The 23,751-nt window shown below is 53.3% G+C and carries 20 protein-coding genes and 1 other RNA gene; 7 read left to right on the forward strand and 14 right to left on the reverse strand.

Annotated elements, in window-relative coordinates:
* Positions 1–8 precede the first annotated feature (8 nt).
* Entirely contained in the window at positions 9–494 is a 486-nt protein-coding gene (locus tag ACYVI1_RS09300) for a hypothetical protein (RefSeq protein ID WP_460909155.1), read from the reverse strand.
* Positions 495–1,314: 820 nt separating this feature from the next.
* Positions 1,315–1,688, reverse strand: a transfer-messenger RNA (tmRNA) gene (gene ssrA / locus ACYVI1_RS09305).
* A gap of 235 nt (positions 1,689–1,923) precedes the next feature.
* On the opposite strand from ssrA, the gene ACYVI1_RS09310 reads away from it, so the two are divergent.
* Positions 1,924–2,565 (forward strand): hypothetical protein, encoded by a 642-nt coding sequence (locus tag ACYVI1_RS09310; RefSeq protein ID WP_460909158.1) that lies wholly within the window; start codon positions 1,924–1,926, stop codon positions 2,563–2,565.
* Positions 2,566–2,760: 195 nt separating this feature from the next.
* The gene (locus ACYVI1_RS09315; protein WP_460909160.1) at positions 2,761–3,303 is read left to right on the forward strand and encodes a DUF6580 family putative transport protein; all 543 of its coding nucleotides are present in this window, start codon (positions 2,761–2,763) and stop codon (positions 3,301–3,303) included.
* An 81-nt stretch (positions 3,304–3,384) separates the two neighbouring features.
* Here ACYVI1_RS09315 and ACYVI1_RS09320 read toward each other — a convergent pair whose 3' ends face one another.
* From ACYVI1_RS09320 to ACYVI1_RS09350, 7 genes are all read right to left on the reverse strand, one after another.
* A complete protein-coding gene (locus tag ACYVI1_RS09320; protein WP_460909162.1) occupies positions 3,385–3,996 on the reverse strand; it encodes a tetratricopeptide repeat protein in 612 nt (203 codons plus the stop codon).
* A gap of 23 nt (positions 3,997–4,019) precedes the next feature.
* Positions 4,020–5,252: a porin family protein gene (locus ACYVI1_RS09325; protein WP_460909164.1), complete on the reverse strand. Its 1,233-nt coding sequence runs from the start codon at positions 5,250–5,252 to the stop codon at positions 4,020–4,022.
* On the reverse strand, positions 5,249–6,274 hold the full coding sequence (locus tag ACYVI1_RS09330; RefSeq protein ID WP_460909493.1) for a M23 family metallopeptidase: 1,026 nt from the start codon (positions 6,272–6,274) through the stop codon (positions 5,249–5,251). Before ACYVI1_RS09330 ends, ACYVI1_RS09325 begins: the two co-directional genes overlap by 4 nt.
* A 256-nt stretch (positions 6,275–6,530) precedes the next feature.
* Positions 6,531–7,460, reverse strand: coding sequence for an urea transporter (locus ACYVI1_RS09335; protein ID WP_460909166.1), 930 nt, complete (start codon positions 7,458–7,460; stop codon positions 6,531–6,533).
* A 21-nt stretch (positions 7,461–7,481) separates the two neighbouring features.
* Positions 7,482–8,849, reverse strand: a complete 1,368-nt coding sequence (locus tag ACYVI1_RS09340; protein ID WP_460909168.1) for a diaminopimelate decarboxylase — start codon at positions 8,847–8,849, stop codon at positions 7,482–7,484.
* Between the two features lie 33 nt (positions 8,850–8,882).
* Positions 8,883–9,956, reverse strand: coding sequence for an ATP-grasp domain-containing protein (locus tag ACYVI1_RS09345; protein WP_460909170.1), 1,074 nt, complete (start codon positions 9,954–9,956; stop codon positions 8,883–8,885).
* 4 nt (positions 9,957–9,960) lie between these two features.
* Complete coding sequence (locus tag ACYVI1_RS09350; protein WP_460909172.1) at positions 9,961–10,203, reverse strand: PqqD family protein; 243 nt, start codon at positions 10,201–10,203, stop codon at positions 9,961–9,963.
* A 138-nt stretch (positions 10,204–10,341) separates the two neighbouring features.
* Here ACYVI1_RS09350 and ACYVI1_RS09355 point away from each other — a divergent pair, with 138 nt between their 5' ends.
* Positions 10,342–11,076: a LytR/AlgR family response regulator transcription factor gene (locus ACYVI1_RS09355; protein ID WP_460909174.1), complete on the forward strand. Its 735-nt coding sequence runs from the start codon at positions 10,342–10,344 to the stop codon at positions 11,074–11,076.
* A gap of 62 nt (positions 11,077–11,138) precedes the next feature.
* Here the strand turns inward: ACYVI1_RS09355 and ACYVI1_RS09360 are convergent, their stop codons facing one another.
* The 3 genes from ACYVI1_RS09360 to ACYVI1_RS09370 form a co-directional block, all read right to left on the reverse strand.
* Positions 11,139–13,784 (reverse strand): MGH1-like glycoside hydrolase domain-containing protein, encoded by a 2,646-nt coding sequence (locus ACYVI1_RS09360; RefSeq protein ID WP_460909176.1) that lies wholly within the window; start codon positions 13,782–13,784, stop codon positions 11,139–11,141.
* 77 nt (positions 13,785–13,861) lie between these two features.
* Positions 13,862–14,671 (reverse strand): glucose 1-dehydrogenase, encoded by an 810-nt coding sequence (locus ACYVI1_RS09365; protein WP_460909178.1) that lies wholly within the window; start codon positions 14,669–14,671, stop codon positions 13,862–13,864.
* Positions 14,672–14,851: 180 nt separating this feature from the next.
* Entirely contained in the window at positions 14,852–16,114 is a 1,263-nt protein-coding gene (locus tag ACYVI1_RS09370) for an alpha-hydroxy-acid oxidizing protein (protein WP_460909180.1), read from the reverse strand.
* A gap of 251 nt (positions 16,115–16,365) precedes the next feature.
* Between ACYVI1_RS09370 and ACYVI1_RS09375 the strand changes: the two genes are divergently transcribed.
* From ACYVI1_RS09375 to ACYVI1_RS09390, 4 genes are all read left to right on the forward strand, one after another.
* Positions 16,366–17,379 (forward strand): bestrophin family protein, encoded by a 1,014-nt coding sequence (locus ACYVI1_RS09375; protein ID WP_460909182.1) that lies wholly within the window; start codon positions 16,366–16,368, stop codon positions 17,377–17,379.
* Positions 17,380–17,388: 9 nt separating this feature from the next.
* Positions 17,389–18,336: a helix-turn-helix domain-containing protein gene (locus tag ACYVI1_RS09380; RefSeq protein WP_460909185.1), complete on the forward strand. Its 948-nt coding sequence runs from the start codon at positions 17,389–17,391 to the stop codon at positions 18,334–18,336.
* Between the two features lie 88 nt (positions 18,337–18,424).
* Positions 18,425–18,925, forward strand: coding sequence for a hypothetical protein (locus ACYVI1_RS09385; protein ID WP_460909187.1), 501 nt, complete (start codon positions 18,425–18,427; stop codon positions 18,923–18,925).
* A 284-nt stretch (positions 18,926–19,209) separates the two neighbouring features.
* On the forward strand, positions 19,210–19,815 hold the full coding sequence (locus ACYVI1_RS09390) for a T9SS C-terminal target domain-containing protein (RefSeq protein WP_460909189.1): 606 nt from the start codon (positions 19,210–19,212) through the stop codon (positions 19,813–19,815).
* A 183-nt stretch (positions 19,816–19,998) separates the two neighbouring features.
* Here the strand turns inward: ACYVI1_RS09390 and ACYVI1_RS09395 are convergent, their stop codons facing one another.
* Complete coding sequence (locus ACYVI1_RS09395) at positions 19,999–22,173, reverse strand: c-type cytochrome domain-containing protein (protein WP_460909191.1); 2,175 nt, start codon at positions 22,171–22,173, stop codon at positions 19,999–20,001.
* Between the two features lie 110 nt (positions 22,174–22,283).
* Positions 22,284–23,738, reverse strand: a complete 1,455-nt coding sequence (locus ACYVI1_RS09400; RefSeq protein WP_460909192.1) for a DUF1501 domain-containing protein — start codon at positions 23,736–23,738, stop codon at positions 22,284–22,286.
* Positions 23,739–23,751 lie beyond the last annotated feature (13 nt).

A 23,751-nucleotide genomic window follows, 5' to 3' on the forward strand; every position in this document is an offset into this window, starting at 1 on the left:
CTTTCCAATTAATCTTCGGTCGATTTAGGCAATGGTTTACGGCCTCTTGGTTTTCCTGTATAGGCGGGTTTATCGCTTTGATCGCTAAGCTTTAGTTCATACCCTGTCACATTATCGCCATACTCAAACGATTTAACGGTAAAGCCATACTTGCCTTTTGCATAGTCGATGCCTCCTTTTTGCAAAATGTACGGCAACGAGATGCCGTAACTTTTAGCCGCTTTTACGAGTTCAAATGTCTCGTCCTGTTCGTCATTTCCCGGAATCAGATAAAGTGATTTAATTTTTCGCTTGCCTTCCTGAGTTCCGACCTTAAAGCGCTGGTTTTGCGGATCAACACCTATTTTGGCAATGGCTTTGTCAGGAAATACCAGTTTACCCGTTGATGAGATATAGCCGGTAGCCGGTGTCGACTTAACACTATTTTTTTTCTCTTTCTTTTTGGTTTCGCTATTTTCAGTAAGAGAAAAAAATCGTATCTGTTTAGCTTTCATTCGGTAGTTGATTTAATGGTAATTAGTAGTTAGCGTGCAAATATAAATAGTCTGCCTGCGAAAAAAGAAATTAAAGTTAATTAATATACTCCGGTTAAATCAGCCTTTCCCACATCGCCCATTGCGTTTGTCAGGTTAAGACCTTAGTTCGTTATCCCACTGCACAAGATTATACGAATTAGCGACGGGTTTGTTGTTGTTTATTTACGTTCACCACCGGCCATTTACCAGGAAGACGAAAAACAAAAAACGGTAGCCGATAAGCCTATACTCTAAAAAAAGGTTCTGCCCTATTGCAGCGGCTAACATCTACCCTTCACGGATAGTTTATCGAAACACCCGCTAAATTTCTGTTACGTTCGCAGCAGAAATTTAACGGGTGTTTCGGCTAAGACTGGTTTTTAATAAGCCAGCTAAGCGGCAAGGTCTTCTGTAAACGTCGGAACTTTCCTGGGCGGGGCCGGTGCTGGCTGGTTCTTTAGTTCGGGATTATACACCGCGCCTTTCTCTACTTGCTGGTTTATGAAGCGTTCCCACTTTTCGGCTTCAACTAATCGTTTCTTCGGGTCTTTACCGTGGTTGAACCTGGAAAAGAATCGACGCGCTTTCTTTTGGGTAGCTACATTCCACTGGTAGAACTCAAGTAGCCACGTTTTGGCGGGGTCATAGTCGTAGAGTTTACAAAGTCGGTACGGTGGATTGTGGTTGTGCCTTTTTCGGCAGGTTGCCTAGTGGATACTGTTAAGCGATTTGTTAAATTTAGTAGGCTATACATAGCAAAAGGCTGTTTATCGTTGATAAACAGCCTTTTAGCTGGTGTTAGTGGAGACGGAGGGATTTGAACCCTCGTCCAGTCAAGGAACCCGTCGTGCGTTCTACATGCTTAGGTATACTTGGGATTGTCGGGAATCGGCCTGGTGCATACCAAGCCTGGCCTCATCCTTAGGTGCTTGTGTCTTACTCAGCCGTTAACACCATAAACTGAGCCAGCGCTGCGAGTCGATGCCCCCTGATCCAGCCAGCAGCACGTAGGCCAGGGAGACAATGGCTAATGCTTAATCCTCCGGATTAGGCAGCCATGGCGTAGTTATATTCGCCACTTATTGGTTTGACGATTTGTTGGGGCGGGAAATTCCGTCAACTCCCGGCATGCTTACACGCGACCTCAGCAAGCTGTCAATTCCGGTCGTCCCCAAATTGATTGCCCGGTTGCAGGCGTGTAGCTGCTTAACTAAAGTTTATAGCCTTTAGTTCGGCGTTTAGCACGACAAGCCAGATTGAGCGCCTGGATGCGCGGATTTTTTTGCCGTATCGTGGCGGGAAATTCCTCGAAATTGACCAGGCTCGATTAGTTGCCAAAACTTATTTGCTCTAAACGGGTTATGCCGCTATCCAGCCGACTGTTTTTTGCTGGCATCGCGGCACGCTGATGACGCTCACTCCTTTTGAAACGAGCCTGTATCAACTCCTGACTCCCTTTTTTGAGAGCCATGCCTTTAGCTTGTTACCAGAAAAAAAACAGTATCGGCGACAAACCGACAGCGGCTTCCAGAATATTATGCTGTCGTCGGTGTTTTATAGCGTCGACACGGTGCTGGATGTAAATTTTGGCTGCCGAAATGAGCAGATAGAACAAATAGCCCAGCAGTTTCTGAACAATCTCCCCGATTTCCGGCTCGATGCCAATACGCTGATTGTCTCGGTCGGACGATTTAGTGGGTTTCACTATTTTCGCTACAAAATTCATTCAGCAGAAGAACTTGCCGATGTCTGCCTGCAGATTGAGCAGTTCTTTACCACGCAGGGGTTCAATTTTCTGGAAACGGCCTGCTCCCTGCCAACCCTGGACCGGCTGCTCAATGAACACCCCATCCAACCCTGCCAGTATGTCTATAATCAGACGCACCGCTGCTATAAAGGGCTGATTGCGGCCCGGCTGAACCATAATCCGCATTTCGACGAACTCATTGACAGCTATCGGCATCTGCTCATCCGTATGACGCAGAATCCGTATGAACAACTGCATTTCGAGCGACTCATTGCTTACCTGCAACACTACTCGGCAAACTAAGTGGCAGCCTGGTTTACAGGCCACCCATCCGTATTGTTTCGCACGGGGGTATCCTTCGGACTTTGCTGTATCTGTTTATGGAGTTACCTTTGCCGGACACGTAGTTTATCACGGCTCCGATTCCAGAGCCGTGATAAACCCACCCTGACGTGGGCATAGCCTGCCTGATACACTAATTAATCGTTGATTTTACCCATGAAGCCGCTTCATATTCGCTTAGCCACCCTAACGGTCATTGTGCTGACCACCGCCTTGTTTCGTATGTTGCCCCACTGGCCAAACTTCACGCCCGTGGCCGCCCTGGCCTTGTTTGGCGCGGCTACGTTTGAGCGAAAATGGCTGGGGTTGGTGGCGCCTTTAGCCGCCATGCTTGTGAGCGATGCGCTGATTGGGTTTCACAGCAGCATGGGCGCGGTATATGCCTGTTTTGGCCTGACGTGGCTGTTGGGCCTGTATGCGCTGCGTCGGCCCACCGCCACGCGCATTGCCGTCGCGTCGCTGCTGTCGTCGCTGGTATTCTTTCTGACGACCAACTTTGCCGTCTGGGAGGGCAGTACCTACTACCCCCAAACGCTGGCGGGCCTGATGGGTTGCTATGCCGCCGGGCTGGCGTTCTATAACGGCACGTCGTTCTTTCTGAATGGCCTGCTGGGCGACTTGTGCTTTAGCGCTGTGCTGTTTGGCGGGTATTACCTGCTGCAACAACGGTACACGGTGCTGCAGCCTGCACGATCTTAAGTAGCCAACTACCTGAGAGAAGCCTTCTGGACAATCCAGAAGGCTTCTCTCAGGCCAGTCAGGCACACAGCATGCGCTACTTCACTGCTTCAGCGTAGCCAATCCCTGCGCGGCCGACGTGTCGGTTGGCGTGTTCAGCAAGGCCCGGTTAAATAGGCCACGGGCTTCGTTGCCCTGCCCCAGCCTATATTTGGTCCAGCCGAGCATAAGCAAACTATCGTGATCGAACGGATAGAGTTTGAGAATTTTAGTAAAATACACGTCGGCATTTTTGTACTCTTTGCGGTAATAAAACAGAAGCCCCATCCGGTAATTGGTTACGGTATTGTTCGGGTCAAGCCGTAAAACAGCCTGGTACTGCTCCGTTACCTGATCCCAGTGGTTTAGTGTCGAAGCAGGCAGGACATAGCCTAAACGGGCTTCAATGGAGGTTGGTCGCTGGGTAATGGCTTTTTCGTAGTAATCAACCGATTCGGGCAATAAACCCGCCAGGTAATGCAGCCAGCCCTGCCGCAAATTGACTTCATACGAATCGTCGTTGGTTTTCTTCAACGCTGCGATGGCCTGTTTATAGTCCTTTTTGGCTTCCAGCGTATAACTTTCCCTAAAGGCCGTCAGCGTTTGAGCCTGTAGAGAAGCCCGTGAAATGAGGCTAAGAACAAGAATCAGGGCGATTTTTTGCGTGGTTTTCATCGTGATAAGGTGTTTTAACGAGCTTAAAAATGGATTGTGAAACCACCCGAAGCAGTCAGGTAGTGGTAATTTTGATTCATAATGGATGAACGCTTCTGTTCATACTGACCGAGCACATACAGCGAGGTTCGTTTGCCAACGCCCCAGTTAACCATCAGGGTCGATTTGTTGAGCGTCGGGTCGGGGGCGTTGTTGACAATGGACGTAGCCGATTCCAGAAAATTGGTCGTGTTGTATGACCCATAGCCAGCCCGAATGCTCAATGTCGGTGAGGCCGTAAACGTTGCGTTCAGGTTCCAGAGGGGGCTCCAGATGCTGGATAGGGCTTTTAGCTGTAGTTCATAACTCCCCTGAAACCGTACCCGATGCATGGCATACTCGCCCCCCAGCCCCAGTTGCCATTGACGTTCGGAACCGGGGTTTCCGCCGGTTGTTGACGGTTCGCCGGTTGAGGCAGCTTGCATCGAATTGCTGATTTGCGAATACGTCAGCAAGGGAAACAGTTTCCAGCCATTCCCGCTGCGGGTCACATCCAGGTGAACTACGGTTCCACGCTGGCGCAGGTCGGTGAGGGTGGTTCCGGTGCCCTTCACCGAGAACCAGTGCAGCGACGGCGAAATCAACCAATTGGGTGAAACACGCAGATCGGAACGGGCATAATACTGAATCTGATTGAGTTGGAGGTCATTCCCGAACAGTTGTGAAATCCTGCTCACCGATTGATACACATGAACCAACGGGCTAATCCGATGCGCCAGGCCAACCGTAACATACGCAGCATTGCCCACCTGATTGGGAACCGAACTGATTTTGATTCCACTTTCCACGGTCAGCGACGTAATGAACTGGCGGGGCCGAATGCCCAGCCGACGTTGTTGAGCACTCGGTAACTCATCGGCCTGGGCTGCCGCTTCGGCAGGTCGCCTGTCATACAACAGGTTGTAATACAGGTATTCCAGCGAAGTCGAATCGCGATGGTCGAACTGGCGGGCTATGGTCAGGTGCCGGGTACTTTGCCTGAAATCGCCCCGCCAAAAGCTGGCAATACCCGCCCGCTGTCGTAAACCCAGATAGTCGATTCGATTGTCGATAGCCAGCTTACTGATTTGCAGTACTTTGCGCCAATCCCGATGCCCGTAGGCTTCCTGCACCGAGGCTTCAATGCTGAGGTAATCGGGCTTTTCCTGGGCAACCCCCTCCTGAACCACACTCCCAACAAGGCAGGCAGTGGAAAGGACTATAAACGTTTTTTTCATACGAATTCCTCTTGTAAAACGGAGGTGATCGACGTTTCAGCTTCTTCCATAATCGGCGGGATCTGACGGGCGGTCAGGGTACGATTTTTGTGCCGGATGGTGAATTGGTTTACCCGGTTATGGTCGATCAATACCTCAAAATCATACAGTTCCCGCACTTTTCCGAGCACTTCCCGCTTCACCGATGATTGCATCTGCATGGTTTTCGGACGGAGGTAGTTGTCCATCTGACCGTAGGCGAGTCGGTAGTGATACTGCCGATAGATGGCAAACGGCGCCACAAAATCCTGCACCAGTCGACCCATACCTGTATCGATCTGATGAAGTGGAATCACATCGTCGATAGTCGTATGCCGGTAATAGCCCAGCATTACCTTATACGCAGCCAGATAGAAATAGTACAGAAGTGTGTACCGGGGGCCACTATACGATGAGAAATAAAACATCGTTCCATCGTTAACAAAGTACGCGGTTGAGTCGGTAGCGGCACAGTACAGATACGACTGGTTCAGGCTCGTGGTGCCTACCATCCATTCTTCCTCAACGCGTTCGGTGTCGGTTTCGGCCTGAAAGCGTAACACCTGACCCGGCCTGAATCCGAAGGCTTCGCGCAGGAGCGACGTAGTACGGATGTTGGCAATCGTTTGGTTTTCCTGGGGCACATCGTAGCTTTTTAAGCTGATCTCCTGGTTGTTTTTCAGCAGGAAATACGTAATCGGGTACTGAATCGTCGGCGCGCCTACGTCGGGGGTGGCCTGCACCTGAAAGTGGATGTGCGGCTCCGGCGACCGCCCCGAATTACCCAATGCGCCCACTACGTCGCCCTTGCGGACATAATCGCCCGGTTTGACCACGAAACTGTCTTTTTTCAGGTGAGCAATCTTGGAATACAGGTACTCGGCGTGTTTGATAACGATGGCGTTTCCCCAGTTTTCCCTGATGTTCATGTTGCCGATGGGGTTGTCTTCGATGCCGTCGACAAGGGTAACCACATAGCCCGAAGCGGGTGCTACCACCGGCATGTTGTAGCCGTAGTAGTCATCGGCGGTGATGCCACTGGTCCGGAAGGTTTTTCCACGGGCATCCCGAATCACAAAATCCCAGGCAAACCGATAGGCGTCCTTGTGGGTATAGTTGCCATTATAGCCCTGATAAACAGCCCATTCGCCAAAAAACGGCAACCCAATTTCTACGTAAGTCGATTTACCGAACCGTTGCTGGTGATTTCGGAACGAGTAGAGGTTTAGTTCGGGCGAATACTGCTGGTAGGTCACCTCATCAATGCCCGAAATCCGACCTCCCCTGCGGAGTACGTACAGCACCAGCGGAACCCCCGTCACGAATGGCAGCGACAGAATGGGGACACCCACGCTGGCGAACAGGTTTGTTCCCGCCACGGTCAGCAGCACCACCACCAGCATCAGGAGCACCGTAAGTAAGGGCGTAGGTGCGCCAGTTGGGGATGTACAGGAAACCGCCCAGGGCAATGGCCGTCAGGATAAAATTGAAGCCGATAAAGTGGTCGCTGATGTGAATAGGATTACCACCCAGGGCACTAAAGAAGCCATAGCCTGCCAGAAACCCCAGCACCGATACCGTAAAGCTGATGCGGGAGGCCCATACAAGACCCGCCACAATCAACAACCCGGCCACTACGTTGCCCTGAAACAAAATCCCCCCAAGCGATTGCAGGTAGTACCGCACCCAATCGGGCAGGGGCCACTGCTGCCCAACATCATACCAGTGCGCCGGCATTTCGGAGGAAATTGGCTGGGAATGAAGTTCCGAAAAACCCGCTACCGCCATCATAACCACCCAATAGGCGCCCAGAAAAGCCAGGCTCAGCGAAGGCAGATTGGCGCGTCCCATCTGATGAAAAAAGGCAATGGACAACCATACCGTTAGCACACAGGCTACCCCAAACAGGCCGAAAAATGCGCCATTAACCTGTAGTGCCGATGCCATCCCAAGCGAAACCAGCACCCCATTGTAGCCAACCATACCCTGTTTCAGCAAATCCCGATTGGTTCTGAGCAACAGCCCCAATACATTACAAACCAGGGCTCCTGTTAACCCCCACAGGCCCACCTGTGGATTTGTGAAGGAAGCGGCCAGCACGAACAAGCCCGTTACGTTACTCTGCGTGAAAAATAATTGTGCATAGCTGTGCAGTACCCCTTCAAGGAGGGTTTTGACGGTATCTTTCATGAACGAAGGGAGTAAGATGACTTATAAATCGAACGATTCCAGATGAACTGGGGTCGATTCCAACTGAGTGAGATCGGCAACGGTTTCGTGCTTGCGAATGAGGTGCGGCTCCCCCTCCATATCAATCAGCACAATGTTGGGGCGAAGCGAAATAAACTGCATCCATTGGGTCATATTGTAGGCCCCCACCCGATGGACAACCATCTGATCGCCTTTGTTGAGGGGTGGCAGTTTCACGTTTTCGCGCACTACGTCGATGTTCATGCAGAGGGGGCCATACAGAATCGCGTCTTCGGCATACTGGCTGCAATCCTGCGCGGGCGATACCGCGTGTTCATACCAGAACGACGTAAAGAGCAGGTTAACCCCAAAATCCATGATGGTGGCCCGTCGCCCATCAGCTAACCGCTTGTTAGCCAGTACGGTACCGAGCAGATACCCCGCATCGTCAATTAACGCCCGACCCGTTTCCAGAATCAGCAGCGGCAACTCCTCCGACCGAAATCCGGCTTCAACCAGCGTCGTGCAGATTTGTTCGGCATACTCATGGAACGAGGGGGTAATGTCGGTGCCACTCAGATAAGCCCCTTTCAGCGTGTTTTTTGAGGCAAATCCACCACCCATGTCCAGATACTGGATGTCTAACCCAAACTGCCGTTTGATGTTCAGGGCGAGGTCGGCCATTTTCGAGGCCGCCACCCCATAGGCGCTGGTGGTAAGCATGAACGTTCCGATGTGACAGTGCAGCCCAACCAGATCCATCTTGTCGGTCTGGATAATTTTGGTGATGGCATCCCACGCCTGCCCGTTTTCGTAATTGAAACCAAAGCGATCCCACATGGGTTGCACGCCCGTATCCATGTTTACCCGGATGGCCACTTTGGGGCGTTTGCCAAGTTTGGTACTGACCTCAATCAATCCATATAATTCGTCGAAATGGTCGATGTGAATGGGCGAGTTGTTCAGAATGGCCACGCGGTGGTCGTCGGCGGTTTTGTCGGGGCCGTTAAAAATAATTTTGTCGCCCGGTACGCCGTTTGCCAGGGCTTTTTCATACTCAAACCGCGACACCACTTCGGCCCAGGAACCCTCCTGATGAAACACCCGGCAAACGGCATTCATGTAGTTAGTCTTGTACGACCACGCAAACTGCACGTTCGGATACCGATTGGCAAAGGCGTTGTAGGCCGACTGATACGTCTGACGGATAGTCCGCTCCGAAATCACGAACAGGGGCGAGCCGAATTTAGCGGTCAGGTCTTTGACGGACACGCCGTCGATGTGGGTATGGGGAATGAAGCCCGTTTGCGCCCCAAATTTGCTGGTGACACCCGCATTAAGCTGCTTAATGACCGGGCGTTCGTAGTTGATTCGTTCTAAGGTCAACATGTTTAAAGAGTGAATGAGTGAAAGTGTGAATGGCTACACCAGTTCCAGGGGGCGGATGGCGACTTCGCCGGTGGTAGCGATTTCCTGAAAACGGCTCATGTCGCAGATCATATCCCAGGAGTAGCGAACGAACATTTTGCCTACTTCATAGTCCTCCTGTGGGTCTACATCGTCGCCGATGGCCAGCCGCACCAGCATTTCGGGGTGATTTTGGCCGCAGGCAGCCGCCAGGTAGACCCAGGCCGGGAAACGGGGATTTATTTCGATCAGGTAGACATCGCCCGTGCTGTCCTCCTTTATCAGTTCGAGTTCTAATCCACCGCCCCAACGGGTTTGCGTAACCACCTCACGAGCCATATCGAGCAACTCGTCGTCGTCAATCGACACGCCCGCCCAACCTTTACCGTTCGATGTAATGTAGGTTTTCCGCATCGGCACGGCCCCAATCAGTCGTCCTTTGCCATCGCCGAGGGCTGTAACATTATATTCCTGCCCTTTAATAAATTGCTGAAGAATAACTGGCGTTCCCCATTTGGCGGCCAGTTTATAAAAGTAGCCGTGTGCCTGTTCGGCGGTATTTGCCATGTAAGCTTCGTAAAACTTACCCTTCACCACCACCGGATAGCTGAATTCGCCCAGAGCCTGTGTCAGTTCGTCGGCATTGAAAACGGTGAGACTTTTGGGTACACTGATGTTGAAGCGTTCGCCAAATTCAACCAGTTTGCCTTTCAGCCGGGCATCGAACTGCTCCTGCGTTGGCAACAGTGTCCGAATGCCCATCTGATCCAGAACGTCGCTGATTTTGATAAAACTAAACAGTTCGGCATCGAAATTGGGAATAATCACATCGAGGTCTTCCTGTTCGTGAATGTAGGCCAGGCGCGACAGCAGCGTTTCGTGGCCCAGCGACGGGTACGGAATGGAATAGACCATATCGACCATCTCATCCATATAAATGCCGGGTTCGAGGTTTTCGTAAGACAGCCCAATAATCCGAACGTCGAGGTGTCGGCTTTCGCGCAGGCTACGGATAACGGGAATGCCGGGGCCGGGATTATCGGAATTGTTGAGACCCGTGACAGCGATGGTTACTGGTATCTTTCTCATACGTTCAGGCTTCGACCAGGTTTTGTTGTTTCAGCATGTTAATGAAATCATACAGATCTTTCTCGCAGGTGGCTTCGTCGATTTCGTATTTTTCCAGCAGCAGGCCCATCATGTCTTTATCGGTTTTTCCGTCCCGCAGCCAGTCCAGAATCTGGGTTCCGGCGGGGTTGGTGGAGAACGAATCGCCCCGCGATGCGTTGAAAACAAAGCCATTTTCGCTGATGGCCACGCTTTTTTTGAGTTTCATAAAGTAAGTTGGTTTTTAAGTGACTTGCTGCCGTAGGATTTACAGTAAAGACGACGTCTAAGAGAAAAACCCGTTGAACGATTCAACCAACGCACCGAATCGTTCAGTAAACAGACCCAATCGTTCAGCCAACGGAACATGACGACCGACACCCTGGAATCGCTCAATTGTTTGATTTATGAAGAGACCTACGACTCGGGCCGATGGCTCAAACGAGGGTTGCATAGCGTAGCCTCCGGGCAGGTAATCCGCGTTGTGAATGAAGTGAAGCAGTTTGAACAGCGGCTGCGCGAGGAGGATTACAACCTGGCCTTTCTGGTTGTTAATCAATTGGCTGTCAAAGACTTTCTATTTCTTCAGCAGATGGATTTCTGCCCCCCTTTTCTGGTATGCAGCACCAATCGGGCCGTAGCCGCCGATGCGTTTGGGCTGGGCGCTTCGGGCTTTCTATCCGACGAGGTTCAGCCCATGCACCTGAGCCGGCAACTTGGGGAAGTGCTGGCAAAAAACACGATGAGCCTGGGCATGAACTCAATTCAGCGAGCGCCACAGATGCCGTTTTTCTTTGTCAAATCAGATTATAAAGTTATCCGGCTCAATTTCGATGATATTCTGTTTGTGGAGGGGTTGGGCGAATATCTGCGGATTTATACCGAAACCGCCAAACACATTGTGCTACAGTCGTTTTCGCGGCTGATGGAGGTACTTCCCTCCCGGCAGTTTCTGCGGATTCATCGGTCGTACCTGGTTAACCTGCACAAGATCAACTTCATACAGAACAACGTAGTGTCTATCGGGAACCACCAGTTACCCATCAGCATAAGTCAGAAAAAGCCTTTTCTGGAGTTGATTGAGCAGGTTGGGGTGTTGTAATGGTAAACCTGCTGCGCCCTGTTCCTGGATTGGGTATGGCGACAACATCGTTAAAAACTAACTTATTTCGGGCTTGCATACTTCCGGTTTATCAACTCCGCCACTAAGCCCGTCCAGCCGGTTTGGTGGCTGGCTCCTATCCCCCGGCCGGTGTCGCCGTCGAAATATTCATAGAACAACACATAATCGCGGAAGTGCGGGTCCTGGTATTTAGGATGCTGACCGAAGGCGGGGCGTTTGCCGGTGTCGTCCAGGGTAAACAGCCGGATGAGTCGGTCGGATAGTTTGCCCGCAACGGCGTTGAGGGTCACCTGCCTGCCCGACCCGATGGGATACTCAACGGTGAAGTCATCGCCGAAATAATCGTAAAATCGCTCCAGGCTCTCAATCAGGAGGAAGTTCACCGGCATCCAGACTGGCCCGCGCCAGTTGCTGTTGCCCCCAAACATCCCGCTATCACTCTCGGCGGGGGTATAGCTTAAGTGGAAGGTCATATCGTCTAACCTAAATGTGTATGGCTCAGCCTGGTACACTTTGGAGACACTCCGGATGCCGTGCGGACTCAGGAACTCACGCTCGTCGAGTAGTTTGTTCAGCAGCGATTTCAGCCTGAAACCACGCAGCAGACTCAGCAGTCGCTTCTCCCCTACGCCTTTCTCCGTATAGCGCGACACCTGATGGTATAAATCGGGGCGGTGGCCCTGAAACCAGGTCATCCGGTGCCCAAAGGCCGGGTTTGCCTTCAGCAGTTGGTCGTCTAAAATCTCGACGGCAAACATTGGAATCAGGCCCACCAGCGTTCGGACGCGCATCCGATGCACGCTCCCGTCGCTCAGGCGAAGCTGGTCATAGAAAAACGCATCGTCTTCATCCCACAGCCCGATCCCCTGGTTGCCCATACTGGTGATAGCCCCGGCGATGTAGAGAAAATGGTCGAAGAATTTGGTGGCCAGTTCATCATACACCGAGTCGTGGCGAGCCAGTTCGAGGGCAATACGCATCATATTCAGCGCATACATGGCCATCCAGCTTGTTCCATCGGCCTGTTCCAGATGACTGCCATCCGGGAAAACCGTGTTCCGGTCAAACACGCCGATGTTGTCTAAACCCAGAAAGCCACCCTCGAAGATATTGTTGCCTGCTTCGTCTTTCCGGTTCACCCACCAGGTGAAGTTGAGCATCAGTTTGTGAAAAATTCCGCGCAAAAACGTCAGATTTTCATCGCCGGGGGGGTTGCGGTCGCAGTCCATCTGATACATACGCCAGGCAGCCCAGGCCTGTACCGGCGGGTTCACGTCCGAGAAGTTCCACTCGTAGGCGGGCAACTGCCCGTTGGGGTGCATGAACCACTCGTTGGTCAGCAGCATCAGTTGCTGCCTGGCAAAGCCGGGGTCAATCACCGACAGCGTGACGCAGTGAAACGCCCAGTCCCAGGCGGCATACCAGGGGTATTCCCATTTGTCGGGCATGGAAATAACCCCCGCGTTGATGAGTTGCAGCCAGGTGTGGTTGCGCCCTTTTCCCCGCTCCGGTGGGGGCGGGTGGTTCTGGTCACCGGCCAGCCACCGCGACACGTCATAATAATAGTATTGCTTGTTCCAGAGCATCCCGGCAAAGGCCTGCCGCTGCACGCGTTTCTCGTCGGGGGTGGCCTGAGCGGGCTGCATGTGGGCGTAGAATTCGTCGGCGTCGGCTTTCCGCTCCGCCACTAACGCATCGAAATCAGCAAAGGGCGCGGTTAAGCCCGTCGTTGACGCGCCGTGGGCTCCGAGCCGCAGCCGAATGGTAGCCGATGCCCCCGCCCCAATCGTTAAGGCGTAATGGGCGGCTGCTTTGGTCCCCGTTTGCGACGGATTAATGGTATCGCCCCCGTGCAGCAGATAGTCATTGATGGCATCTTTTGGGTGGGCAGCCCCCGTATGAATCGAATAAAGCCGTGCCCGGTTCGACTCGTTTTCGCAAAACAACCAGGTTGGTTCTCCTTCGGCATGAAGCACGTAGCGCCCCAGGGCCGAATCCTCCACCGATACGGTTCCGTCGGGTTGCCCCACCAGCACGGGGCGGTAGTTGGGCACGCCGTCGGTATCGTCGCCAAAGGCCCACGTATTCCGAAACCAGAGGGTTGGCAGCACGTGCAAAGCAGCGGTTTCGGGGCCGCGATTATGCACCGTAATGCACATCAGTATATCCTGCGGACCCGCTTTGGCGTAGTCCACGAACACGTCGAAATAACGGTCCTCATCAAAGAGGCCGGTATCGAGCAGTTCAAATTCGGGGTCTACCCGACTGCGCCGGCGATTTTCTTCCAGCAGCCACTCATACGGATAAGCGGCCTGCGGGTATTTGTAGAGCATTCGCTGGTAGGAATGCGTGGGGGTGTTGTCGAGGTAATAATAAAGTTCTTTGACATCTTCCCCGTGATTACCCTCGGCGTTGGTCAGGCCAAAAAACCGTTCTTTCAAAATCGGGTCGTTGCCATTCCAGAGAGCCAGGGCTAAGCAGAGCTGCTGTTTATCGTCGCAGAAGCCCGCAATGCCCTCTTCGCCCCAGCGGTAGGTATAGCTGCGGGCCATGTCGTGGGTCGTAAAGTTCCAGGCATCGCCGTTGGCGCTATAATCTTCGCGCACGGTTCCCCACTGGCGATCAGCCACATAGGGCCCCCATTGCCGCCAGGCGGATTTTTCTAAACGGTGCTGTTCGGTGGTCATATTTTTAAAATGAACAATGCATAATGAATAATGAGCACTCATTCATTGTTCATTGTTCATTGTTCATTGTTCATTACTTACCCGCCCGTGGCGAACCCTTCAAATACGGTCATGCCGCCATCGATGAAGATGCTGGCCCCGGTGATGTAGTCGGACTGATCGGAGCATAAAAACACGGCGAGGTTGCCAATGTCCTGCGGCTGGCCGATGCGGTTGTAGGGAATCAGCGTCAGCAGGCTGTTCAGGGCCTGGGGCGTTTCCCAGGCCGCCCGGTTGATGGGGGTTTGAATGGCGCCGGGGCAAATGCTGTTGACCCGAATCTTGCGGTCGCCATACTCCTGAGCCAGCGACTGCATCAGCATTTTTATGCCCCCTTTTGAAGTGGCGTAATTAACGTGCCCCGCCCAGGGAATGAGTTCATGAACGGAACTCATGCAGATAATTTTCCCGGTGGCCACCGACACGGCCGGGCGCGGTCCCCGGCGCAGGAATTCACGGATGGCCTCGCGGGCGCACAAAAACTGACCCGTCAGGTTGACGCCGATGACGGAATTCCACTGCTCGAGGGTCATCTCGTCGAACTTCGCGTCGCGCTGCAATCCCGCGTTGTTAATCAGTATATCGACCGTGCCGTACTGGGCCACCACCTCCGCGAAGAGTTTACTGACCTGGTCTTCTTTACTAACGTCGCACTGGGCCACCCTGCCCGCACCACCCGCATCGGTGATTTCGTTCAGGACGGCCTCAGCCGCCGGTTTAGAGGTCTCAACCGGGTAGTTGATAACCACGGTCGCTCCGGCAGCCGCCAGCGATTTTGCCACCCCCGCGCCAATGCCGCTGCTGGCCCCGGTGATAACGGCAATTTGTCCTTTTAATACCTGCTCCATGACTAATAAGGCTGCGTTTGTTTACGTAAAAGCTGCGCCAGATACAGTTGATACAAAACATATCCTGTATAGTAACGCTGAATCGCTTCATTTAGGCTACCAGCGGCAAACTACGAATGATTTGGGGATTGCTTTCCGAAGTTGTTCGATTAACGGCAATTTAATCGGGTGAGGGGTGGTTTAAACTGCCCGCAGGCTATCGGGACTGAGTTCGGCCAGGCTTTTGTAGCCCGACAGCCCCAGGGTCAGTTCCATCTCGGCCAGCAGGTTACGAATTACCGTTTCGACACCGGCCTGCCCGCCCAGCGCCAGCCCATAAACGTAAGGCCGGCCCAGGCAAACGGCGTTGGCGCCCAAAGCAATGGCCTTGATGACGTCGGCCCCACTCCGAATGCCGCTGTCGAGCAGCACCGGTAGTTGGCCGTTGACAGCCGCCACAACGCCCGGAAGCGCTTCGATGGTGCTGATGGCTCCGTCGACCTGCCGCCCGCCATGATTGGAAACAATCAGGCCATCCATGCCGGAATCAACCGCTTTCCGGGCATCGTCGGGGTGCAAAATACCTTTGAGCAGAATCGGCAGGCGGGTTTGTTCGCGCAGGAAAGCCAGGTCATCCCAGGTAATGGTTGGGTTGGTATACAGACCCGAAAATAGAGAAACTGCCCCCAACGCTCGTCCTGACCGCAGTTTTTGCAGAAACGTTCCCGCTGGATACCGCCGAACCGTGCCCACCACCCGCCGTAAGGTCGTGGCCGTGATGGGGTGGCGGGTGGCGGGTGGGTGTTGCAGAAAATCGTCCAGTAGCTGCTGGAAAATGGGGTCGGAGGTGTACTGAGCGAGGCCCTGCCCGTGTAGGAACGGCAGATGCCCCAGCCCCAAATCCTGCGTTCGCCAGCCCAGCATGGTCGTATCGAGGGTGAGTACAATGGCCCGGCAGCCACAGGCTTCGGCCCGGCTAACGAAGCTGGTCACTAACGCGGGGGAGCGGCTCCAGTAGAGTTGAAACAGGCGCATCGTGTCGCCCATCACCGCCGAGCAGGCTTCCATGGGTACGGATGCCTGGTTCGAGAAAATGTAGGGCACTCCGGTCGCTGCGGCCGCCCGCGCCACGGCTAAATCGGCCTCGGAATGCGCCATTTCGAGGACGCCAATGGGCGCCAGCAAGAGTGGTGCGGCTAAGTTTTGCCCCAATAATTCCGTGCTCAGGTCAGGGTTTTCGACGTTGCGGAGCATTCGCGGAACAAGCTGCCAGCGGCCAAACCCCTGCCGGTTCGCCAGCAGGGTGTGTTCCTGACCGGCACCGCCCTGGATGTAGGCGGCTGCCGCCGGTGTCAGTTGCCGGATAGCTGCCTGTTCTAATTGAGTCACATTGGGTGGAATCGCCGGAGGCTTCCCCGCAAAACCATCTAAATAGATTTTCCGCTGCCAGTCTAAAGCCCGCATCCGATTGTGACTTGATTGAACCGTAAATATCGCTTATTTCGGCCACTGTCCGTCCCATGGATTTTCAACTGTAGGACAGGTTCGTTTTTCGACAGGATTACAGGATTAACCGGTTTTCTTTATCCTGTTAATCCTGTCGAAAAAAAAATAAACTTGTCTTACCTACCCAACACTTCAATTTTCTGTGTGTTTTCGGAAATTAACCCATTATTTTATGCTTTCTCCTCACAGACGCTCGATCCAATCTCCTCATGTTCACGACTAAACGCGTTCCGTTTCGCATTGTTTTTCCGTTCGCCTGGCGTTCCGTTTTGCTCTTCTTCGGGTATTCAACGCTGATTTGTGTGCTCTATACGGTCGCTGACTGGAAATTCCTCACGATTCCGTTCGTGCCCATTGCCACCATCGGAACGGCCGTTGCGTTCTACGTTGGCTTCAAAAATAACTCCTCCTACGACCGGCTCTGGGAGGCCCGACGGATTTGGGGCAGCATCACCAACGCCAGCCGGTCGTGGGCCATCATGGTGCTCGATTATGTTACCGAAACGTCAGCGTCGCATCCCCTGCCAGCCAGCGATATACAGCGGATTCAGCAGCAGCTATTCTATCGGCACTTAGCCTACATAACCGCTTTGCGGGTGCAGCTACGGCAAAAACCCGTCTGGGAGCTTCATTTCAATCCGGCACACGAGGTTATTGAGCGCATCGAAGCGTTTCGGCAGTGCAGTCTGGATAAAGAGTTGAGCCGGTTTCTGCCCGACAACGAAATTGAGAGCCTTCTGAAGCATCCGAACCCGGCTACGTATCTGCTCCGACAACAGTCGGCCCAACTGCGGCAACTGCGCGATAGTGGGCACCTGACCGATTACTACCACGTTGAGCTGGAGCGCATGCTGGCTGAATTTTATAACCAGCAGGGGGCCTGCGAGCGCATCAAATCGTTCCCGTTTCCGCGCCAGTACGCCTTTTTCAGTTATGTGTTTACCTGGCTGTTTATTGCGGTACTTCCCTATGGCCTGCTCACCGAAATGGCCCGTGTCAGCGGCTGGCATGTCTGGCTGACGGTGCCGTTCTATACCGTGATTGCCTGGATTTTCAACACGATGGAAGTGGTGGGCGACACCAGCGAAAACCCGTTCGAGAACAGCATCAACGACGTACCGATGACGGCCATCTGCCGCAACATCGAAATCGACCTGCGCGATATGCTGGGCGAAACCGACCTGCCCAAACGCGCGCAGGCCGTGAATAATATTCTGATGTGATGAGGACGTATGCCCAAAAAGTCCATTCCGATCATTGACCCGGCCCGATTCGTCCGGGAGTTTATCCGCCCCGAAGCCGTACCGGAACCTACGTATCCGGCTGCCGAAGGTCAGGCCGGGCCGGGATTAGCCGGGCTGCCTAATTTCTTTGCCATCTGGCGGCTCGAAGCGTATGTGCAGCACATCCGGTTTCCGATTCCGGTAGCCCGCAATTTTCACTACGATTTCTTTCTGATTACAAAGGGGTCCGTGCTGTGTACGGATGGGTTGCAGACCTACCGGGCCGATGCGACGAGTTTGATTTTGCGGGCAGCGGGTGCCATTACGGGCGTAGATGAGTGCGCCCCGGATACGGAAGGCTTTTATGGCCTGTTCGATGCCGACTATGCTCTGTATAATCTGAAGAATCAGAATTCGCTGGATAACCTGCCGTTTTTCGGGCCTGATGCGGTCCCGGTGATCAGTCTTCCGGCGGAGTCGGCCGAAGATGTGCGTCGGCAACTGACGAAAATCGAAGCTGCCCAGTTAAGCAGTCAGGCTGATAAACAAGCCTATATCAGTGCGTTGCTTTATAGTTTTCTGCTGGATGCTGCCCGCCTTTACGGGGAACCGGATAGCCTGACCAGCCTGTCGGTGTCGGCAGCCGGACTGACTATGCGTTTCAAAAATCTACTCAAACAGCACCGTCTGACCAAACGCACCGTTCGCGACTACGCCGATCTGCTCAGTGTAACGCCCAATCACCTGAACCGGTGTGTGAAGGAGGTGACGGGCAAACCGGTTAGTAGCTGGATTACCGACGCACTCCTGCTCGAAGCCAAAGTGCTCCTGCGCCAGACCGACCTGCCGGTTGCCGATATTGCGTTTCAGCTACGCATCGACGACGTATCGTATTTTGCCCGGCTGTTCAAAAAGCAGACGGGCCTATCCCCAACGGAATACCGGGCGAACGCCTGATTTGTGCGCCTATTCCCTGCAAATGTCCTATTGCTGCCAGTGAACCGGGTCGTAATTTTGCCCCGGTTCACTGGTAAACTAACGTAGCATGCAGGCAAAACTAATTCATCGGCTCCTCAATTTCGCCCTTTTCGGGCTATCACTCTGGTTTTTCGGTAATCTGTACGAAGAGATTATTCTGATGCCCAACTGGCTGGCGGCCCCCCTCGATGTGCTCAAAGCCTACAACCGCTATTACTCGGTTGTGATTCAGTATCATTACTACGTGCCCATTACTCAATTGGCGGTATCGGTACTCACCCTGCTTGCGTTCCGGTCTGACCCGATTCTGCACGTATCAAAACCGGCCCTTCGCCGGGCGGTTGTCTGGGGCTGGTTAGGCATCGCACTGACTGCCTGGATTGTGCTGACACTCAACTTAGACTTGTTTATTGGTCAACTGACCCTAACCGAAACCGAAGCTCACCGGAAAGGGCTGGTCTGGATGATAGGCAACGCCGTTCGGCTGGGCTGCGTTGGCATGGCGCTGATTCATACAATCCGGGTACGCGACCAGGTGCTGAGCGCCAATGCAGTGTCAGTTGCATAGGGCGAATTAACAGTCGGATGTAAACAAATTGCACTTTACGCATGAAAATTAGGTGTGCAAACGCATCGAGTCCAACTAATTAAGAATATTAGAAAAATACAATTCATACGTTATTAGTAGGGACTTGTTGTACTTTTCCAATAAACGACCTACTTTGCGTAGAATGAATATAATTATAGAATGAATATTCCGTAAAAGGCTGGTTTTCAGTAGTGCCCCTATTGCGCTTAATCGAATTTCCCACCCACCTTTGTCCCGGTAAAAACAATAAAATATCCAACAAAATGAAACAGTTCCGTTTATCAATCGCCGTACTGCTGTCAGTATGGAGTCTGGCCGGCATGGGAGGTGCCAAAGCCGACAATGGTTCAGGAGCGAATGGGGTGAAAGTTGAGAAGTCCGAACAAAAGAAAGTACGTGTATATACAAAACCGGGTAAGCCCGTTGACGTGGCCATCATCGATGCCGACGGCAATGTGCTCTACAAGGGAGCGATTAAACATTCGACAAAAGGCGCCACTTCGTTCAACCTCAACGGCTTGCCCGATGGTCAGTATTACCTGACGGCCGGCAACAACTCGTGGTGGATGTCGCAGGGGCTGACCATTAAAGGCAATGCGCTGAATGTGGATGCGCGGAACCTGCAGGAAGTTACCCAGCCGACGCTGACCGCCTACGAAAAAAACAAAATCGAAGTGCTGCTGCCAACCACCAATATCGGCCAGGCGAATGTAGCGATTTACGATGCACAAAACGTACTGGTTCAGACCGATACGTTTAAAGGAGCCGTTCGCCGGTTCGATTTGTCGGCCCTGCCCGATGGCGCCTACACCTTTGTGGTTGGCCCGGAACAAAAGCAGTTCACGGCCCGCGTCGACATTCGGCATTAAGTTATTGGCTATTGGGGTAGTCAGTGGCTACCCTAAGGGCCACTAATCCTGTTGTTCACTACACATTCTCAACGAACGTGGCCGGACTCTTCGGACAGCCCGGCCGCCCCATCAATCCCAGCCCGCTGCGTTCACCCGAATGCAGTGGGCTTTTTGTATGGGTGGGGATAATCGGGTTGAGGATTAATTGATAAACACCTCATCGACAAGCAGTAAGGCAGGTTTGCCTTTGTTGGCGTGCCAGACAGGAAGCTCTTTGACCGGCCTGGCAATGATTTTCAGGCAGGAAATCAGGTACGGCTTCATCGTACACGTGACAGCCTTAAGCACAGGGGGGCTTTTTTTGATGGGCTGGTCGGGAATTAAGGTGGCCAGTAATTTCATCTGGTCGCGACGGGCACCTCCCCACACTTCGACAATGCCGGGCGGAAAAATGCCGGTTTCCTCCTCAACCATGATGCGAACGGCAACGGAGGTCACCCTAACCGGCTTGTTAAACTCGGATACCAGAACCATGTCATTCTTCTTAAATCCCGCCCAGTTGTTGGCCCAGGCCGGGCTGTTGGCGTTGAACGTACCGAGTTTACCATCGAAAAATGTGTGCGCCCCATCGGCCTGGTGAACCGGGCTAAGCGGCAGCAGTACCGTTACGCTATCCGGCTTGTGGGTGCTCCTGTAAAAATCGAAGCGGGCAACCGGGCTGCCAAACCAACCCGGCTTATAGGCCCTGGCTTTAACCAGCGTACTGCGGTCGATGATGGTGTGATTCGTAAATACCGGCGAATGCAGGCTATCCGGTTCGGTACCGTCGGTGGTGTAGCGGATTTGAACGCCTTTGATGGGGTGTTTGAGTTGCAGGGTGAGCGGCTGACTGAAAATAGTCGAGCTGTTTTTCACCTGCGGGGGATTGAGCGTAATGGGCAAACTGCCCGCCCCATCGAATCCGGCAAGGAACTGAATTTTTTTGTTGGCTTTTCGCAGTTGCTCAAGTTGCGAAGTCGTCAGGCCTGTATTCCAGACGGTCACTGTTTTCAGGTTTTTGAACGCGCCAATTTGCTTTCGCAAGTCGTCGTAATGCACGTTCGTCCCCGACAGCGACAGCGTTCTTAGCTGGGTTAACGCTGTTAGATCAGCGAATCCATTGCCCGTAATGTCGGTGAAATTCAGGTTTAATCGCTGCAGGTTTTCAAACTGGCTGATGGGTTTCAGGTCGGCATCGGTCACGGGCATCTTGTTCAGATTCAGCGAAACGATTTGCTGCCTGATGGGTTTCAGGTCGGCTAATTTGTCGGATGTGAAGGCCGATTTGTTATACAGATTAACCGCCAGCGCGGGCGATTCTTTGGCTACCGGGGCAATGGTGCAATACTCCGTATTCAATTTTTTAATCGTCTCTTCATCAGCCGGCTCGAACGTAAATTCATCAACGGGTTCAACCGGTTTAAACAACCTGGACGCTATCAGTCGCAATGAATCGGCGGGCGGCAGGTCAATTACCTTTCGATTAGGTCCGGCATTGCTTTTTACCCACAGCGACAACAGCGTCATTTCCTGCGGACTAAGCTGGACTTGGCCCGACGGGGGCATGTGTTTTTTTTCGTCCATGGGGAGGTGAATCCGCTGGACCAGCAGGCTGCTCTCGGGTCGCCCGGCCACGAATAGTTTACCGGTTTTGCCGCCCTGCCGAATCGATTCGGCACTTGTCAGGTTCAGTTCGCCTTTTCGTTTGTCGGGGTTGTGACAACGGCTGCACTTCTGCTCAAAAATGGGCTGAATGACGTGGGCAACTACCAGGGCCCGGTCGAGTGGAACGGGATCCGGTTTGCGTTGATTGCTGATGGGTTCGAACAGGAAATTGTCGCCGTGGGTTAATGTGGCGCCGTAGTGCCCCGCACCAATGAGCAGAACGACCGTTGCCAGTGCGCCTGCCTGCGCGATGCGGGCGGTGTACCAGGGCCTGGTTCGGCCCCAGTAGACAAGCGCCGAACCAAAAAAAATACCCACGCCCGACCATTTGTGCCACTGTAGGGTCTGCCCGCTGTAGCCTGCCTCTTTGGCCAGAAACAGGCCCATGATGACCGTAACACCGGCCAGCAAGGCCCCCACGAGCAATAAATTAGTTAGAAAGGCCCCGTAAAGCTCACTGGACGCCCTGGTAACCCGAAAGCGAAAGGCTTCCATGCCCATGGCCAGCAGCAGCACCACGATGGGAAAGTGAAGCAGCAGCGGATGCATACGTCCCAGCGGTTGCAGCCAGACGGGCACAACGATTTTATCGGCAAACAGCAGTAAAAACAGGATAAAAACCCCCAAAGCAATGAACGCCTGCTCCGCCCAGCCAATCAGCCTTTTCGTCATGATAACTACGTTCGAATCGCCCAGACAGGTTTTTCCGACAGGATTACAGGATTTAAATTGAGAAGTGCAAATCCTGTAATCCTGTCGGAAAAACCTGTCTGGGCCTTAAATCAGGCAATGATGTCATGCACTACCTTGCCCGACACGTCTGTTAGTCGATACCGGCGGCCCAGGTGTTTAAAAATCAGTTTCTCATGATTAAGCCCTAACTGGTTCAGTACCGTTGCCTGAAAATCATGCACATGCACCGGGTTCTGGCTGATGTTGTACCCCATCTCGTCGGTTTCCCCATACACGATTCCGGGTTTAATGCCCCCGCCCGCCATCCAGATGGTGAAGCAGCGGGGATGGTGGTCGCGGCCATAATTGTCTTTGGTGAGTTTACCCTGCGTGTAGCTGGTACGCCCAAACTCACCACCCCAGATCACCAGCGTTTCGTCCAGCAGGCCGCGCTGCTTCAGGTCAGTAACCAAAGCTGCCGAGGCCTGATCGACGTCTTTCGCCTGCTTCGCTATCTCGAAGGGGAGGTTGCCGTGCTGATCCCAGCCCTGGTGATACAACTGCACAAAGCGAACGCCGTTTTCGGATAACTTGCGGGCCAGCAGGCAGTTGGCGGCAAAGGTGCCCGGCACTAAACAGTCAGGTCCGTAGAGTTTTACAATGTCGTCGGGTTCTTTCGAGAGGTCCATCACTTCCGGCACGGCGGTTTGCATCCGGTAGGCCATTTCGTACTGCTTCACTTTGGCCGTTATCTCCGGGTCGCCAAATTCCTGATACGACAACTCGTTGAGCTGCGCCAGGTTATCGAGCATATCCCGGCGGTCCTGCCGGTCCATGCCGTCGGGGTCGCGCAGGTACAGCACGGGGTCTTCGCCCTTGCTGAACTGAACGCCCTGGTGAATGGAATCCAGGAAACCGTTCGACCACAGTTTGGAATAAACGCCCTGCCCGTTGCCAATGCCCCGCGAGAGCAGCACCGTGAAGTTAGGCAGGTTTTTGTTTTCGTTGCCCAGCCCGTAACTCAGCCACGAACCCATGCTGGGCCGGTTGCCCTGCTGCGAACCCGTCTGCAAAAATGTAAGGGCCGGGTCGTGGTTGATGGCCTCGGTAAACATCGACTTCACGATGCAGAGATCGTCCACGATGCCAGCCGTGTAGGGAAACAGATCGCTTACCCACGCCCGCGACTGGCCATATTGCTTGAAATCGACGAACGACCCAACCAGCGGAAACTGTTTCTGATTGGCGGTCATGCCCGTCAGCCGCTGCGTGCCCCGCACGGAGGGCGGCAATTCCTGCCCCATCAGCTCCCGCAGTTTGGGCTTGTAATCAAACAGTTCCTGCTGCGAGGGAGCGCCGTTCTGAAATAAATAAATGACCCGTTTTGCCTTCGGCGCAAAGTGGGGGATGCCCGGCGTCAGGCCGTCTTCGTCCGTTCCGTTTCCGCTGAACAGATCGGGGATGAGCAATGAGCCTAAGGCCGCACTGCCCAAACCCAGACTCAGCCGGGTCAGGAAGCGACGCCGGTTAAAATTCAGGCCATGTTCGAGGATTTCGCGTTCCATAAAGTAAAAAACT

The sequence above is a fragment of the Spirosoma areae genome (assembly GCF_054781775.1).